Source organism: Pseudotabrizicola sp. L79 (genome assembly GCF_036553525.1).
In the GTDB taxonomy this organism is placed as follows: Bacteria; Pseudomonadota; Alphaproteobacteria; order Rhodobacterales; family Rhodobacteraceae; genus Pseudotabrizicola.
On record NZ_JAZHDA010000046.1, the window covers coordinates 414,991 to 431,093 of the forward strand.

16 protein-coding genes are annotated in these 16,103 nt (G+C 61.6%); 11 read left to right on the plus strand and 5 right to left on the minus strand.

Annotated features, from left to right (window positions below; translation table 11 throughout):
* Window positions 1-141: 141 nt before the first annotated feature.
* The 3 genes from V3C85_RS10370 to V3C85_RS10380 form a co-directional block, all read right to left on the minus strand.
* Window positions 142-378 carry a BolA/IbaG family iron-sulfur metabolism protein gene (locus tag V3C85_RS10370; RefSeq protein ID WP_331795007.1) on the minus strand — a complete coding sequence of 79 codons (237 nt, stop codon included), beginning with the start codon at window positions 376-378 and terminating at the stop codon, window positions 142-144.
* Window positions 379-462: 84 nt separating this feature from the next.
* Window positions 463-2,625: a phosphoribosylformylglycinamidine synthase subunit PurL gene (purL, locus tag V3C85_RS10375; protein ID WP_331795008.1), complete on the minus strand. Its 2,163-nt coding sequence runs from the start codon at window positions 2,623-2,625 to the stop codon at window positions 463-465.
* A gap of 467 nt (window positions 2,626-3,092) precedes the next feature.
* Window positions 3,093-3,989 (minus strand): LysR family transcriptional regulator, encoded by an 897-nt coding sequence (locus V3C85_RS10380; RefSeq protein ID WP_331795009.1) that lies wholly within the window; start codon window positions 3,987-3,989, stop codon window positions 3,093-3,095.
* 190 nt (window positions 3,990-4,179) lie between these two features.
* Here V3C85_RS10380 and V3C85_RS10385 point away from each other — a divergent pair, with 190 nt between their 5' ends.
* The 11 genes from V3C85_RS10385 to V3C85_RS10435 all read left to right on the plus strand — a co-directional run bounded on the left by V3C85_RS10385 (window position 4,180) and on the right by V3C85_RS10435 (window position 13,139).
* Complete coding sequence (locus V3C85_RS10385) at window positions 4,180-5,061, plus strand: lysophospholipid acyltransferase family protein (RefSeq protein ID WP_445942013.1); 882 nt, start codon at window positions 4,180-4,182, stop codon at window positions 5,059-5,061.
* A 38-nt stretch (window positions 5,062-5,099) separates the two neighbouring features.
* Window positions 5,100-5,912 (plus strand): glutamate racemase, encoded by an 813-nt coding sequence (locus V3C85_RS10390; RefSeq protein WP_331795011.1) that lies wholly within the window; start codon window positions 5,100-5,102, stop codon window positions 5,910-5,912.
* A gap of 99 nt (window positions 5,913-6,011) precedes the next feature.
* A complete protein-coding gene (gene ccmE, locus V3C85_RS10395; RefSeq protein WP_331795280.1) occupies window positions 6,012-6,461 on the plus strand; it encodes a cytochrome c maturation protein CcmE in 450 nt (149 codons plus the stop codon).
* 82 nt (window positions 6,462-6,543) lie between these two features.
* Window positions 6,544-7,155 carry a holin-associated N-acetylmuramidase gene (locus tag V3C85_RS10400; protein ID WP_331795012.1) on the plus strand — a complete coding sequence of 204 codons (612 nt, stop codon included), beginning with the start codon at window positions 6,544-6,546 and terminating at the stop codon, window positions 7,153-7,155.
* Entirely contained in the window at window positions 7,146-7,622 is a 477-nt protein-coding gene (locus tag V3C85_RS10405; RefSeq protein ID WP_331795013.1) for a holin family protein, read from the plus strand. Before V3C85_RS10400 ends, V3C85_RS10405 begins: the two co-directional genes overlap by 10 nt.
* A gap of 63 nt (window positions 7,623-7,685) precedes the next feature.
* A complete protein-coding gene (argS, locus tag V3C85_RS10410; protein WP_331795014.1) occupies window positions 7,686-9,428 on the plus strand; it encodes an arginine--tRNA ligase in 1,743 nt (580 codons plus the stop codon).
* Window positions 9,429-9,494: 66 nt separating this feature from the next.
* Entirely contained in the window at window positions 9,495-10,439 is a 945-nt protein-coding gene (locus V3C85_RS10415) for an SPOR domain-containing protein (RefSeq protein WP_331795015.1), read from the plus strand.
* Window positions 10,436-11,476: a glycoside hydrolase family 3 N-terminal domain-containing protein gene (locus V3C85_RS10420; RefSeq protein ID WP_331795016.1), complete on the plus strand. Its 1,041-nt coding sequence runs from the start codon at window positions 10,436-10,438 to the stop codon at window positions 11,474-11,476. The genes V3C85_RS10415 and V3C85_RS10420 overlap by 4 nt, the downstream gene beginning before the upstream one ends.
* Window positions 11,469-12,263 carry a segregation and condensation protein A gene (locus V3C85_RS10425; RefSeq protein ID WP_331795017.1) on the plus strand — a complete coding sequence of 265 codons (795 nt, stop codon included), beginning with the start codon at window positions 11,469-11,471 and terminating at the stop codon, window positions 12,261-12,263. The genes V3C85_RS10420 and V3C85_RS10425 overlap by 8 nt, the downstream gene beginning before the upstream one ends.
* Window positions 12,260-12,925, plus strand: a complete 666-nt coding sequence (gene scpB, locus V3C85_RS10430) for an SMC-Scp complex subunit ScpB (RefSeq protein WP_331795018.1) — start codon at window positions 12,260-12,262, stop codon at window positions 12,923-12,925. The genes V3C85_RS10425 and scpB overlap by 4 nt, the downstream gene beginning before the upstream one ends.
* A gap of 1 nt (window position 12,926) precedes the next feature.
* On the plus strand, window positions 12,927-13,139 hold the full coding sequence (locus V3C85_RS10435; protein ID WP_331795019.1) for a hypothetical protein: 213 nt from the start codon (window positions 12,927-12,929) through the stop codon (window positions 13,137-13,139).
* Here the strand turns inward: V3C85_RS10435 and V3C85_RS10440 are convergent.
* Window positions 13,136-14,005, minus strand: a complete 870-nt coding sequence (locus tag V3C85_RS10440) for an FAD:protein FMN transferase (RefSeq protein WP_331795020.1) — start codon at window positions 14,003-14,005, stop codon at window positions 13,136-13,138. The genes V3C85_RS10435 and V3C85_RS10440 overlap by 4 nt on opposite strands.
* Window positions 14,002-16,065 carry a 4Fe-4S binding protein gene (locus tag V3C85_RS10445; RefSeq protein ID WP_331795021.1) on the minus strand — a complete coding sequence of 688 codons (2,064 nt, stop codon included), beginning with the start codon at window positions 16,063-16,065 and terminating at the stop codon, window positions 14,002-14,004. Before V3C85_RS10445 ends, V3C85_RS10440 begins: the two co-directional genes overlap by 4 nt.
* Between the last annotated feature and the right edge of the window lie 38 nt (window positions 16,066-16,103).

Consider the following 16,103-nt stretch of genomic DNA (forward strand, 5'->3'; position numbering starts at 1 on the left):
TTTGCGGCTTTCCAACGGTCGATCTGGCGCATACGTCGCCACCCCGCCGGGCCATGTTTGACAAAAAAGGCCACTTCACCGCAAATATCAAGCGCGTCCCAAAGGCGCAGCAGGATATCCAGCGGGCCCGTGACCATCGGGTCAGTCGGGGGCCTTGGTGGTCAGGGCCAGGGCATGCAATTCGCCGTTTGACCCATCCATCTTGCCCTTAAGCGCGGCATAGACGGCGCGCTGTTGTTGCACGCGGTTCATGCCCTTAAAGCTTTCGTCAATCACTTCGGCCGCGAAATGGGCCCCGTCATCGCCTTGCACCGTGATCTTGGCTTTGGGAAAAGCCTCTCGGATCAGGGCTTCGATATCATGGGCTTCAATCGCCATGGCTACATGCTCCGCTGTGGTCTTTGGCTAAATCTAGGTGTGTCCCGGGGCGGCTGCAAGGCCATGCCCCGGGGCAGAAGAGGATCAGAGCCCGATTTTCGCGGCAAAGGCGTTGCGATACAGCGACGACAGATCGCCAAGGGGCGCCGACTGGCCGCCAAGTGATACGTCATTGCCGCCGAATCTGCCCACCGATGCCAAGGGAACGCCTGCCTTTTTCGCCGCTTTTTCAAGGGCTTCCAGCGCCGATGCGGGGATGGCAACCAGATAGCGGGCCTGATCTTCGCCAAACAGGAAGCCAGTATTGGCGCTGTCCAGCGTCAGGCCCGTTCCTGCGCTCTCGGCCATTTCGAACGCCGCAAGGGCAAGGCCGCCATCGGACAGGTCGGTGCAGGCGCGGAAGGTTTTGGCATGGGCGCGAATGAAATCGCCGTTGCGCTTTTCTTCGGCCAGATCGACAGGGGGGGCGTCGCCGGTTTCAAGGCCAAATGCCTCGGCCAGCAGGGCGGACTGGCCCAGATGGCCGCGCGTTTCGCCGATCAGAACCGCCAGATCACCCGATTTTGGCTGGCCATGGATCACATCATCCACCGAGGCCAGCAGGCCCACCGCGCCGATGGTGGGTGTTGGCAAGATCGCCTTGCCATCCGTTTCATTGTAAAGCGACACGTTGCCCGAAACGATGGGCATATCCAGCGCCGCCACGGCCGCGCCGATGCCTTTGATCGCACCGACGAACTGGCCCATGATCTCGGGCTTTTCGGGGTTGCCGAAGTTCAGGTTGTCGGTGGTGGCAAGGGGCAGGGCGCCCATGGCCGTCAGGTTGCGATAGGCTTCGGCCACGGCCTGCTTGCCGCCCTCGAACGGGTTGGCTTTGACATAGCGGGGCGTGACATCACTGGTAAAGGCCAAGGCCTTGTTGGTGCCATGCACCCGCACCACACCTGCGGGCAGGCCAGGCGTCACCACGGTATCGGCCCCGACCTGGCTGTCATACTGCTCCCACACCCAGGCTTTGTGGGCATAGGTCGGGCTACCGATCAGGGCGCGCAACCCGTCAAGCGGGGCAACGGCGGGCAACGCGCCCAAGGGGGCCGCCTTGGGCGTTTCAACCCAAGGCCGGTCATATTCGGGCGCGGTGGACGACAGTTTGGACAGCGGCAGGTCGGCCTTCACCTCATTGCCATGCAGGATCAGGAAGCGGTCTTCGGGAATCGTCTCGCCGACGATGGCGAAATCCAGATCCCATTTCACAAAGATCGCGCGGGCGACGTCTTCCATCTCGGGCTTGAGAACCATCAGCATGCGCTCTTGCGATTCCGACAGCATCATCTCATAGGCGGTCATCTCGGACTCGCGCTGGGGCACATGATCCAGTTGCAACCGGATGCCCAGACCGCCCTTGTCGCCCATCTCGACCGCCGAGCAGGTCAGGCCGGCGGCACCCATATCTTGGATCGAAATCACCGAGCCCGAGGCCATCAGTTCCAGACAGGCTTCCAGCAGGCGCTTTTCGGTAAAGGGGTCGCCGACCTGTACGGTGGGACGCTTTTCTTCGATCGTGTCGTCGAATTCGGCACTGGCCATCGTGGCGCCACCGACGCCGTCACGGCCGGTTTTCGCCCCCAGATAGACGACAGGCATGCCCACGCCCGAGGCCGCCGAATAAAAGATCTTGTCAGCATCGGCCAAGCCCGCGGCAAAGGCATTGACAAGGCAGTTGCCGTTATAGGCGCGGTGAAACCGCACTTCGCCGCCGACGGTCGGCACGCCAAAGGCATTGCCATAGCCGCCGATCCCTTCGACGACGCCCTTGACCAGATGAGCGGTCTTGGGGTGGCTGGGTTCACCGAAGGACAGCGCATTCATGGCCGCAATCGGGCGTGCGCCCATGGTGAACACATCGCGCAGGATACCGCCCACGCCCGTGGCCGCCCCTTGATGGGGTTCGATATAAGAGGGGTGATTGTGGCTTTCCATCTTGAAGATGACAGCCTGACCATCGCCAATATCGACCACGCCCGCATTTTCACCCGGGCCGCAGATCACCTGAGGGCCGGTGGTGGGCAGGGTGCGCAGCCATTTCTTCGACGACTTGTAAGAACAATGTTCGTTCCACATGGCCGAAAAGATACCAAGCTCGGTAAAGGTGGGTTCACGCTCGATGATGCCCAGAATGCGCTGGTATTCATCGGGTTTGATCCCATGCTTGGCAATCAGTTCCGGGGTGATGGCGGGTTCGGTCATGACGAAAATCCCCTAAGCTTTGCGGGGCTTTTATGCCGTGCGGCCGAGGGTGAAAAGCCGGAAAATGCCAAAACTGCCGCAAGGGGGGGGCAGCCCTGTCTTTGCGCAACCGCCGTGACCCGCCAGACCCAGGCCCGCATGCCGCGGCCTGCCCGCGGCGCCAGACAGCCTGGGCGGTGCGACGAATCGTTTAAGGCGGGGCAGATGGTGCTGGCGGGCGGGCCGTGCGTTCGCGCTGTGCCCAATTGCCGACCAGAGCGGGGGCGGGATGAGGAAAATTCTTGCACCAAGGCGCAAATGAAAAAAAAGGCCGAGCAGAAGCTCGGCCCAAGTCCAACAGGGAGGTATGAGGGAAGCAGGATTGCTCGACTGCTGCCCTCATGACCGCATTTAGGTGTGGGGCTGAGTCGCGGCAAGCCTTTTTATGCTGCATTTGCAGCAAAGCCGCCATGCGTTTTGCGCATGGCTTATTCCGTTTGCCGACTGCGGCGAAACGCGAAAATCTCGTCCGTGACGAAATCGCGAAATGCCGCCACCCGTTTTGAATGGCGCAACTCCTCGGGGTAGGCCAGAAACACCGGCACCTCACCGCTTTCCAGATCGGGCATAACCCGTTGCAGATGCGGAAAATCCTCGATGATGTAATCGGGCAGGACGCCAATGCCCAGATGGTTCAGCACACCTTGCAGGACGCCAAAATAGTTGTTTACCGTCAGGGTCGAGGCGACCGCATGGGTCATCAACTGGTTCACCAACTCGGCCCCCGCCGCCACCTGGGCAGCGCCTGCCTGCTGGCAAATCAGTCGGTGGTTGCCAAATTCATCCATCGTGCTGGGCGTGCCGTGTTCGGCAAGGTATTCCGGCGATGCATAAAGGCGCATGCGAATATTCATCAGGCGCCGCCGGATCAGATCGGCCTGACTGGGTTCTTTCATGCGGATCGCCACATCGGCTTCACGCATCGGCAGATCAAGAACCCGCTCTTCCAGCATCAGGTCAATCTTCAGGCTGGGGTAATTCTTATAGAGATTGGCCAGACGCGGGGCCAGCCAAAGCGTGCCAAAACCGGTGGTGGTGGTCACCCGCAACTCTCCGAACACGCCATCTTCACTGTCGCGGATGCGCGCGGCCGTGGCCTCAAGCCGTTTGACCATTTGCTGGGTCGCATCGAACAGCAATTCACCTTGCTCGGTCAGGATAAGGCCGCGCGCATGGCGGTGAAACAGCGTCACGCTGAGTGATTCCTCCAGCGCCCTGATCTGACGGCTGACCGCGGACTGGCTGAGATGCAGAACATCACCCGCATGTGTCAGGCTGCCTTTTTCGGCAACCGAATGAAAAATCCGCAGTTTATCCCAGTCCATCGTCCCACCCAAAACCATCACTCCACGCTAACACAGCCGCCCTGATGTGGGGAGGATGATTTGCAAGTAAATGCCTGCGCAGGGTTTTTTGAGCCATTATGGGCGGTTTGGCTGCATTGTCATCGCCGTGTTGCGAAATCTGGATAAAAAATCGCCGATAGCGTAAGGCATCCGGGTTTGGTGGGCGAGGCTGAGAATGCGGCACGATGTGACACAAGATATTTCCTATGCCTCGTCGGCTTCGGGCCCGATTGGGGCGGCGTTGATCCGGGTTTTGGAAAACACGACGGGGCGGTTGTCGCTGATCCGCAGGGCCGCAGGCTATGAGCAGGATGTGGCCCGGGGGCGCAGTTTCTGGGATGTTCTGCCCGAGCGTTTTGGCCTGAACCTGGAGGTGATCGGTGGTCGGCTGGAGAATATTCCCGCGAACGGGCCGCTGATTGTCATCTCGAACCACCCTTATGGCATTCTGGACGGCCTGATGATGGGCCATGTGCTGGATAAGGTGCGGGGTGATTTCCGTATTCTGGCCAATTCGGTGTTTCGCCGGGCCGAGGCTTTGAACCGGGTTGTGTTGCCGATCAGCTTTGATGACACCAAAGAGGCGGTCAAGCAGAACCTTGCCACGCGGGCTGCGGCGCTTGATTATCTGGGGCAGGGTGGGGCGATCGGGGTGTTTCCGGGTGGCACGGTTTCAACCAGCGCCAAACCGTTTTCCCAGCCGATGGATCCGGGCTGGCGGAATTTTACCGCCAAGATGGTGGCAAAGTCGGATGCCACAGTGGTGCCGATTTTCTTTGCCGGTCACAACTCGCGCTTGTTTCAACTGGCCAGCCATGTGCATTCGAATCTGCGTCTTGGGTTGTTGATCAAAGAGTTTCGCGCCCGCGTGGATGAGCCGGTCAAGGTGGTGATCGGCGAGCCATTGGCCGCCGCGCAATTGCAGGCATTGAAAGCTGATCCTGCGCGGATGATGGAATACCTGCGCCGCGTCACCTATGACCTTTCGCCCGCGCCGCAACGGTCTTATGATCTGGGCTATGAGTTTGAGGCCAGATACAAGACGCGCTGACCGGCTGGCCCGGCACAGGGCGCGGGCAAGGGGGCGGTATGGCAGTTGGCGTGTTCGATTCCGGGCTGGGGGGGCTGACGGTGCTGGAGGCCGTTCGCAAACGACTGCCCGATGTTCCGTTTGTCTATCTGGGTGACAACGCCCATGCGCCCTATGGTGTGCGCACATCGGATGATATTTTCAACCTGACCTGTGCCGCGGTGGAACGGTTGTGGGCCGAAGGGTGTGATTTGGTCATTCTTGCCTGCAACACCGCCTCGGCTGCTGCGCTAAAGCGCATGCAGGAAACCTGGATCCCCAAGGACAAGCGCGTTTTGGGGGTGTTCGTGCCGTTGATCGAGGCCCTGACCGAACGGCAGTGGGGTGACAACTCTCCGCCGCGTGAAGTCGCCGTCAAGCATGTGGCGCTGTTTGCCACCCCTGCCACAGTGGCCAGCCGCGCGTTTCAGCGCGAACTGGCCTTTCGCGCCATCGGCGTCGATGTCGAGGCGCAGCCCTGCGGCGGTGTGGTGGATGCGATCGAGCAAGGCGATGAAATTCTGGCCGAAGCCCTGGTGCGCAGCCATGTCGAGGCGTTGAAGCGCCGAATGCCACATCCTCAGGCCGCCATCCTGGGTTGCACGCATTACCCTCTGATGGAGGCGGCGTTTCAAGATGCGCTTGGCCCCGAGGTCAAGGTGTATAGCCAGGCCAATCTGGTGGCTGACGCCTTGGCCGATTACCTGCAACGGCGGCCCGAATTTTTGGGGCCGGGCACGCAGTCGCGGTTTCTGACAACGGGCGATCCCAAGGCTGTGTCCAACAAGGCCACACTTTTCCTGCGTCACAAGATCACGTTCGAGGCGGCCTGAGATTGCTTTGCCCGCCACTCTTCGCCGCACCCCCCTCGACAAATCGGGGGGTAATGGTCACATTATGGGCAAAGTTGAAAGGATCCGATCATGGCAGGCATGAAGGGGCTGAAAAAGCAGCGGCGCATTCAGATCATCGTTCTGGCCTTTGTGGCGATGGGCGTTTCAACCGCGCTGATTGGTTATGCCATGAAAGACGGGATCAACTTTTTCCGCAGCCCGACCCAGGTTTTTGAAGCCCCGCCCAGTGAGGGTGAGGTGTTTCGGATCGGCGGCTTGGTCGAGGACGGCAGTCTGGTGCGCGGGCAGGGTGAAACGGTCAGCTTTCGGGTGACCGACACCAACCAGACGGTGCCCGTTACCTTTACCGGAATTCTGCCTGATCTGTTTTCGGAAGGTCAGGGCATGGTCGGCACCGGATCAATGGAGGCTGGGGTTTTCGTGGCCACCGAGATTCTGGCCAAACATGACGAAACCTATATGCCCAAGGAAGTGATCGACGCCCTGAAAGAGCAGGGCGTTTATCAAGAGGCGGCGCCGGGCAGCTAAGCCCCGCGCGGCGGATTACTGCGGCATTAACCTGAAATCGGCAGCCTGACCCCGGGGGAGAGTTCCACCCTTGGGGATGCTTATGAAAACTGTCAGGGAAATTGCCGAAGAAATTGTCGCCCGTGAGGGCGGCTTTGTGAACGATCCCGATGATCCGGGCGGGGCCACCAATCATGGGGTGACGATCCATACCCTGCGCCGGCTGGGGTTGGATATCACAAAGGACAGCCGCATTGATGTGGCCGATGTGCGCGCGCTGACCCGTGCGCAGGCCATTGACATTTATGTCGAGCATTACTTCAAACGGCCGGGCCTTGCCGCCTTGCCCGAGCCGGTTCAGGCGTCGGTGTTTGATATGTATGTCAATGCCGGGATGAACGCGATCAAGGTCTTGCAACGGTTGTGCACCAGTATGGGCTTTGCCTGTGATCCTGATGGCATGGTGGGGCCGCAGACCATCCGGGCAGCGCAAATGGCCCATGACGCCGCACCCACCCATTTCGCCGATGCCTATGGGATTGCCCGGCGCAATTATTATTACGGGCTGGCCGATGCCCGCCCGCAAAGCCGCAAATATGCGCGCAGGCGCGATGGGGGCAAAGGCGGCTGGATCGTGCGGGCCGAAGAATTCATCGCCCCGCGCTATCACCTGAGCGAGGCGCAACATCGCCAGCGGGTGGCAGCATGGGGATGATTGATCGCGTTCTGGGGGGGGCAGGGGCGGTTGGCGCACTGGGCACGGCGGCCAAAGGTGTGGCCGAGGTATTCGTGCCTTCGGCCACGCGCCGGATGGAGTTGTCGGCCGATGCGCAAATGGCAGCCTTGCAGCAGTTGGGCGAGGAATATGGCCAGCCGTCGTTCGGGCTGTTTGACCGTATCGTGAACGGCCTGAACCGATTGCCACGGCCCTTGCTGGCCTTTGGCACTCTGGGGCTGTTTGTCTTTGCCATGATGGAACCCGAAGCCTTTGCCCGCCGCATGGTGGGGCTGAATGCGGTGCCCGAACCGCTGTGGTGGCTGCTGGGGGCAATCGTGGCCTTTTACTTTGGCGCGCGCGAAACCTATTACTTCCGCCACCGCAGCGTAACAAATCCGTTTCCGGCGGCAGAAAATGCGTCGGAAACGAATGCAGCGCTTGAGGATTGGCGCTCGGGCGCATGAGCTGAACTTGACCTGACTTGCGCCCTCTGGCATGGCCTAGGGCGCAAGACAGGATTTGATCAGATGAACCTCTTCGCCGATATTCGCAGCCTCGTCATCGACGCGCTGACCGCGATGCAAGCCGAAGGCGCATTGCCCAACGGTCTCGATTTCTCGAATGTTGCAGTAGAACCCCCGCGCGATGCGGCCCATGGCGACATGGCCACCAATGCCGCCATGGTTCTGGCAAAGCCCGCTGCCCTGCAACCCCGCACCATTGCCGAGGCTTTGGCTGCCAAGCTGATGGCCGATCCGCGGATCGAAGGCGCCGATGTTGCGGGCCCGGGCTTTTTGAACATGCGCTTGTCGCCTGCGGTGTGGCAGTCAATCGTGCGCGCCGCCCTGATCCATGGCACCGAATTCGGGAAATCCGATATGGGGGCCGGGCAAAAGGTGAATGTCGAATTCGTCTCGGCCAACCCGACGGGCCCGATGCATGTGGGCCATGTGCGGGGGGCGGTGGTGGGCGATGCCCTGGCCAATCTGCTGGCCTTTGCCGGCTGGAGCGTAACCCGCGAATATTACATCAACGACGGTGGCGCACAGGTCGATGTGCTGGCGCGGTCAGCCTATGAGCGTTACCGCGAAGCGCATGGGTTGGAGCCCGAGATCCGCGAAGGCCTGTATCCCGGCGATTACCTGATCCCGGTGGGTGAGGCGCTGAAGGCCAAATACGGCGACAGCCTGCTGGACAAGGGCGAGCAGGTCTGGCTGGCCGATGTGCGCGACTTTGCCACCGAGATGATGATGGCCCGGATCCGCGAGGATCTGGCGGCGCTTGGTGTGTCGATGGATGTCTATTCGTCGGAAAAGGCGCTGTATGGCACGGGCCAGATCGAGGCCGCAATCCAGACATTGCGCGACATGGACCTGATCTACGAAGGAGAGCTGGAGCCGCCAAAGGGCAAAGAGCCCGAAGATTGGGAGCCGCGGGTGCAGACCCTGTTCCGCAGCACGGCCTATGGCGACGATGTGGATCGCCCGGTGAAAAAATCAGACGGGTCATGGACCTATTTCGCGCCGGATATTGCGTATCACTATAACAAGGTGCAGCGCGGTTTCGATCAGTTGATCGACATTTTCGGCGCCGATCACGGCGGCTATGTCAAGCGGATGAAGGCGGCCGTTGCGGCCCTGTCGCAGAACCGGGTGCCGCTGGACATCAAGCTGATCCAACTGGTCAAGCTGTGGAAAAACGGCGAACCGTTCAAGATGTCAAAGCGGGCAGGCACCTTTGTCACCCTGCGCGATGTGGTGGAAATGGCGGGCGCTGATGTGACCCGGTTCATCATGCTGACGCGCAAGAACGACGCCGCGCTGGATTTTGATTTCGACAAGGTGCTGGAGCAGTCAAAGGACAATCCTGTCTTTTATGTGCAATATGCCAATGCCCGTGTGAATTCGATCCTGCGCAAGGCGGCCGAGGCCGGTCTTGATGTGTCTGATGCGCTGTTGCAGGGGGCCGATCTGGCGAAATTGGATCACGCGGCCGAGATTGCCGTGGCCAAGAGGATCGCCGAATGGCCGCGGTTGGTTGAAATTGCGGCCCGCAGCAATGAACCGCATCGGGTGGCCTTTTACCTTTATGAACTGGCCTCTGATCTGCATGGGCTGTGGAACCGGGGCAATGATGACCCGTCTTTGCGCTTTATTCAGGATGATCCGGCCACAAGTCAGGCGAAAATCGCCCTTGTCCGTGCCGTGGGCGTTGTCATTTGTTCAGGGCTTGGTATCTTGGGCGTGACTCCGGTAGAGGAAATGCGCTGATCCACAAGCGCCCTGCCGAAGACAGAAACAACAGGCGCGGGGCAAACCCGCCGATCGAGGCAGAGCATGGCGGATATCGACTTTGATGAATACGGGGGGACTCCTCGTTTTTCGGGCGATCAGGCAAAGCGGCTGGTCAATATCGCGGGCGCGGTTTGTTCTGTTGGTTTGCTGGTCGGGGTGGGCATCTGGGGGTATAATCTGGCGGTGCGCGATGTGGCCGGTGTGCCGGTGATCAAGGCCGCCGCGGGCCCGATGCGCGTGGCCCCCGCCAATCCGGGTGGCGAGATTGCAGACCATCAGGGCATGGCGGTCAATGCCGTGCCCGAGTTGCGCCCCGCGGATTCCATGCCCGACGAGATCGTTCTGGCCCCGGCCCCCGTTACGCTGTCGGTTGAAGACACGCCGGGACTGTCAACGATTGCCGATGAAGAAATGGCCGTGGCCCCGCCATCTTTGCCGGTGGCCCTGCCGCTTGAGGCGCAGCGCGCCCGCGAGGCCGAGGTGGCCGTCACCTCGACCGATGATGCGGTGGCCCTGGCCCTGGCCGAGGCTTTGGGGCAAGATGTGGAGCCGCTTGCCGATCTGATGCCACTGGACGAAGACCAGCCCATCAGTGTGCAGGACGATGGCGGCGACGGCCTTGCGCGGTCACTGCGCCCCTTGGCGCGCCCGGCCCGGTCTGACCTTGCCGTTGTTCAGTCTGTGTCCGCCCCGGCTGTGCCAAGCCTGAATGAAATTGATCCGGCCACATTGGCGCAAGGCACCCGTCTGGTGCAGCTTGGGGCGTTTGATACCGATGCGCAGGCGCGTGGTGAATGGGCCAAGCTGACCCAAAGGTTTGGCGATCTGATGAGCGGCAAGGCCGTGGTCATTCAAACCGCCGATTCGGGAGGGCGCACCTTTTACCGGTTGCGTGCCCATGGCTTTGATGGCGAAGATGATGCGCGGCGCTTTTGTGCGGCCTTGCTGGCCGAAGATGCGGCCTGCATCCCGGTTGCCCATAGATGAGCGCGCCCGCAACCGGGCGGCTTGCCGCGATCTTTGGCTGCCTTGGGCCTGAACTTTCACCGCAAGAGCGCGCCTTTTTTCGGGATGCCGATCCGTTTGGCTTTATCCTGTTTGCCCGCAATGTCGAAACGCCGCAACAGCTGCGCCGCCTGACTGCCGAGTTGCGCGAGGCCGTGGGGCGTGATGCGCCGATCCTGATCGATCAGGAAGGGGGGCGGGTTCAACGCCTGCGTGCGCCACACTGGCGCGAATGGCTGGCGCCGCTGGACATGGTCTCTCAGGCGGGGGATGCGATCCGTGCGATGTGGTTGCGCAGCCGGATCATCGCGCATGAATTGCGGGGCGTGGGGATTGATGCCAATTGCGCGCCCTGTGCCGACATCGCCACCGAAAGCACCCATCCCTTTCTGAAAAACCGGTGCTATGGCTTTGATACTGATACAGTTTCGCAGATCGCCGCCGCTGTGGCCGATGGGCATCTGGCAGGCGGGGTCTTGCCGGTGATCAAGCATTTGCCGGGCCACGGGCGGGCCACGGCAGATTCGCACAAAGACCTGCCCACAGTCACCACCGCGCGCGCCGACCTGCAGCGCCATGACTTTGCGCCCTTTCGCAGCCTGAACGACCTGCCCATGGCGATGACGGCGCATATTGTCTTTACCGCTTATGATGCGCAGCATCCTGCCACGCAAAGCCCGGTGATGATTGATGTCATCCGCCGCGAGATTGGCTTTCAGGGCCTGTTGATGACCGATGATCTGAACATGCAGGCGCTGGCGGGCGATCTGGCCAGCCGGACGGCGGCAGCGATGGCCGCGGGCTGTGATCTGGCGCTGCATTGCAAGGGCGACATGGCCGAGATGCTGGCCGTGGCCGGGGCCTGTGGGGGGCAAACCGCCGCCACCCAGGCCCGCGCGGGGCGCGCCCTTGCCGCGCGTCGGACGCCCGATCCGGTTGACATCGAGGCGTTGGAGGCCGACCTTCGGCATGTGATGGCCGATCGCGGCCACAAGCCGATGGCAGAGGCGCATGTCTGACACGATTGCCGATGATTGGGGCGACAACCGCATGGCACCGTCTGAACGGATGGCGGCCGAGGCCCTGATTGTGGATGTGGACGGGTTTGAAGGCCCGCTTGATCTGCTACTGATGCTAAGCCGCACCCAAAAGGTTGATCTGCGGCGGATTTCTGTTCTGGGGCTGGCGGAGCAATATCTGGCCTTTGTCCAGCGCGCGCAGGCGCTGCGAATTGAACTGGCTGCCGATTATCTGGTGATGGCGGCGTGGCTGGCCTTTCTGAAATCGCGCCTGTTGCTGCCGCCTGAACCGGGCGAAGATGGCCCCAGTGCCGAAGATCTGGCCGCCCATCTGGCCTTTCAGTTGGAACGTCTGCAAGCAATGCGCGAGGCGGCGGCGCGGCTGATGGCGCGCGATCAACTGGGCCGCGATTTCTTTGCCCGTGGCCTGCCCGAAGATGTGACGCGCCACCGCAAGGTGGAATACAGCGCCAGCCTGCTTGATCTGATGCGCGCCTATGCCCGCATTCGCACCAAGGATGAATTCCGCCCCTTTGTGATGGACCGTAACCATGTCTTCACCATGGAACAGGCGCTTGAACGGATGCGTGGGCTGATCGGCTTTGTCGGGGAATGGTCTGATCTGACCAGCTTTTTGCCCGAAGGGTGGGAAATCAACCCGATGCGGCGTCGGTCCTCGACGGCGGCGCATTTTGCTGCGGTGCTGGAAATGGCCAAGCGGGGGCAAGTTGAGTTGCGGCAGGGCGAAACCTTCGCCCCGATCCAGATCCGGCGGAAAGACCCATGACCGACAGCCCGCAGACTACGCGTCCCGATCCGATCGAGAAAAGCCTGTTCGACGCCCCCCCGATGGGCGAGCAAGAGCGGATGGCCGAAGCCATCCTGTTCGCCAGTGCCGAACCGGTGACTGTGGCTGAGCTGGTGGCGCGGATGCCGCATGGCTGCGATCCGGCCGAAGCCTTGGTGCGGTTGCGCAAACGCTATGACGGGCGGGGGGTCAATCTGGTGCGGGTGGGCGATGCCTGGGCCATGCGCACCGCCCCCGATCTGGGCCAGTTGATGCGCAAGGAAACGGTCGAGCAGCGCAAATTGTCGCGCGCGGCCATCGAGACTTTGGCCATCGTGGCCTATCACCAGCCCGTCACCCGCGCCGAGATCGAGGAAATTCGCGGTGTTGCCGTCAGCCGGGGCACGATTGATCAGTTGATGGAACTGGATTGGATCAGGTTTGGCCGTCGCCGCATGACGCCGGGTCGCCCGGTGACTTTTGTGGTGACCGAGCATTTCCTTGATCATTTCGGGTTGGAATCGGCGCGCGATCTGCCGGGTATCAAGGAATTGCGCTCGGCGGGCCTGTTGGACAACCGCCCGCCGCCGGGTATCCTGAAATCTGGCGAGGATGACGAAGACGAGGCCACCACCGGCCAGAGCGAGCTTTTTGAGGATTGAGATGAACCTGAACCAGATCTGGAACATGGTTGTGCGGATGTTCGTGCGCAAAGGCGTGAACTGGGGCATCAACAAGGGCGTCGATTATGCCGCGCGCCGCGGCAAGGCGCCCGGCAAGATGACACAGGCCGATCACGCGCAGGCCAATTCGGCCCGCGATCTGGCCAAGCGCGCCCGCAAGGCCGCCCGCATCACCCGCCGCATCGGGCGCTAGGCGGACAGCGTTGTCAGATTGCCATCGAAATCGATCAGGGTGATCTGACGCATCCCCCGCAGGCGCGGCATCATCGCGGCCAATTGGCTGCGGGTGAAAAACACCGCTGCGGTTGAAAAGCCATCTGCCAGAACGGCCCGATCCGCCTCGACACTGACCGAGGACCACAATGGCGGCAGGCCGCGCGGATGCATCAGATGGGGCTGGCCATTGATCAGCGTGGCCAGGGGCGAAGATGTGGCGATTGCCCCGGCGGTCAGGCTGCGGTGGGCCAGAATGCCGTAACGCGGATCGGCGATGCCAATCTGCCACGGCCCCTTCAAGGCCCGCGCCTCGCCCATGTCGATCAGGGCTTTGTCAAAGCCATGTCGGGCCAAAAGGCTGGCAACAGCATCGGCGGCAAAGCCTTGGGCGATGCCGTTGAACGTCAGCCGCGTGTCTGGGGGCAGGGTGATCTGACCGTCGTGATGGCGGACGCGGTCGAACCCCGCGGCCAGCGCCGGGATACCTGTCTGACGCGACTCCCACAGGGTTTGCACCGTGGGGTCAAAGGCACCATCGGTGGCCTGCCAGATCAGCAGGGCCCAATCCATCACCGCCTCAAACATCGGGCTGGGATGCAGCTGGCCTTGGGTGTTCAGCCGCGACAGTGCGGATTGCGGATCATAAAGGCTGAACTCACCCTCGATGCGTGCCAGCAGCGCGGGCAGGGCAGCCAGCACCGCCTGCCGGTCGCCGTGCCCCGCAAGTGTCAGCGACACATCGGCGCCAAGCCCCTGTCCGCGCCAATCTGGGGCCGCCTGCACCGGCAAACCAAAACCTGCACTGGCAGCGCAAAGCTGCAAAAAGCGGCGACGCTGGATCATTCGGCAGCCTCCAACCGGGTGCGGCCCTTTGCGGCCAGGATCAGCGGCACACAGCGGGCGGTGTCATTATGGATGGAAACACAGTCAAGGCATTGGAAACATTCAGAGTAAGCGACTTTTCCAGATTTTTCGATGGCCCCATAACGACAGCGCACCTTGCACAGCTGACAGGGCGATCCGCATTCCTTGCGCCGGGCAATCCAGTCACGCCCGCGCAACACACCGCCAATCGCCATCAAGGCACCCAAGGGGCAGACATAGCGGCAAAAGCCCTTGAACATCACCATGCCCAAGCCCAGCCAGAACAAGGCATAGGCCGCAAACCACCATTCACGCAGGAAAAACGTGGTGATGGCGGTTTTGAACGGCTCTACTTCGGCCACGTCGTCGATATGATCGGGGCTGAAGATAACCGTGCCGACCATCCCTGCCAGCAGCACATATTTCACCGCCTTCAACCGCTTGTCCCAAAGCGTGCTGGGTGTCCATTCAGGCAGGCGCAGCAGGCGGCCCAGATGATGGGCGAATTCCTGCAAGGCACCAAAGGGGCAAAGCCAGCCGCAAAACAACCCCCGGCCCCACAGCACAAAGCCAACAATCGTTGCGCCCCAGATCAGCAGTGAAAACGGATCATACAGCAGATAGGCAAAACTGCCGCCTTCGATCGCGGTGCGCAATGTGGCCAAAGGGGTAACGATCGACAACTGCCCCTGGCCCCACCAGCCGACAAAGCCCAGCACAAAGGCCAGCAGCGCCAGCCGGATGGGCGTGAACAGCGCCAAGCCGGCCAGCCAGTCTTGCCCCGGGCCCAACAGCGCCAGCAACACCACCAGCAGCGCCGACAGGATCAGAAGATCGGGCAGACGGTTCAGGATGGCCTCTTTCCAGGGGGGCAGCTTTTCCACCACGGTGGGGCGCAGAAAAAACCGCTCTGGCGTGGCTGCGGTCAGCGTGAAATGCGCCGAACCGATTTCCGGCTGAAACATGCCGTGTTCGCGCACGGCCTGCGCGCTGAGAACCCAGTCGCGGGCCGGATCAAAGCCAAGGCGGCGGTCGGTGCGCAAGATCATGGCGGTGCCTTCGGGCACATCATCTTTCAGCGTGAACAAAAGATCGGCATCGCGCAGTTGCAGCGGCAGCCCATCTTGTTCGGCCGCCAACCGGTCTGGCGCGGTGTTGCGCACAAATTCGGTGCTGACCAGCCCATGGCGGCCCGCATCAATCACCAACAGCGGCTCGTCACTGGCAGAAACGGCCATGAAGCGCTGCAAGTCGGCAAAGCTTTCGTCATCCAGCACTGCCCGCGCCAGCGACGGGGGCCCCAGATCAACCACCCACAAATCAAGGAACAAGTCATCGGGGGCGGCGGTGGCCTCGGGGTCGTCATCGGCCCAGACCGTGCTGGCAAAGGCCGCATCGACCTGCGCATTCGTCACCTGCAAATTCCGCGCCATGCCCTGATCCACCAGATCGGCCCATGACAGATCTTCGCTGACCTCGGGGTTGGGAAAGGCGGGCGGGGCGGTGCTGATGCCTTGCATCTTTTCGCGCGCCACCTGCAACGTGGCGGCCAGCAGCGATTCATGCGCGATCCGCACCGATGCCGTGGCCTTGGTCACACCATCCAGATAAACTAGATCAGACCCGGCCCCCGCCGCCCCATAGGGCGACCCGACGACCAGCGGTTCGTTGATCGAATGGCCGCGATATTGTTCAAAGAACTTGTGGAACGGCGCTTCGCCCAGGCCCGAGACGAAAATCGGCTCGTTATGGCTGATCAGCCGCACGTCGATGAACGTGCCCTGCAAATCCAGCATCACCAGAATATTGATCGGCGCACCCGAAAAGCCGGGCAGTGGCGCCATGGGTTCGGTTTCAAACACATAGCCCGCCTCGGCCCCGCCCGAGTTCAAAAGGCTCCAGACCCCTTTGTCGTTCAGGGCCTCGCCCAAGGCATAGGGGGGCACGACAAAGGGCGCGATCTGTTCGCGCAACAAGGGGTCGGCCCGCAGTTGCAGGGGCAAAAAGAGGATCATCAAAAGGAGCAAAAGAACGCGCATGGCGGCAGATTAGGCAAAGGCCGGGCCATCGTGCCATC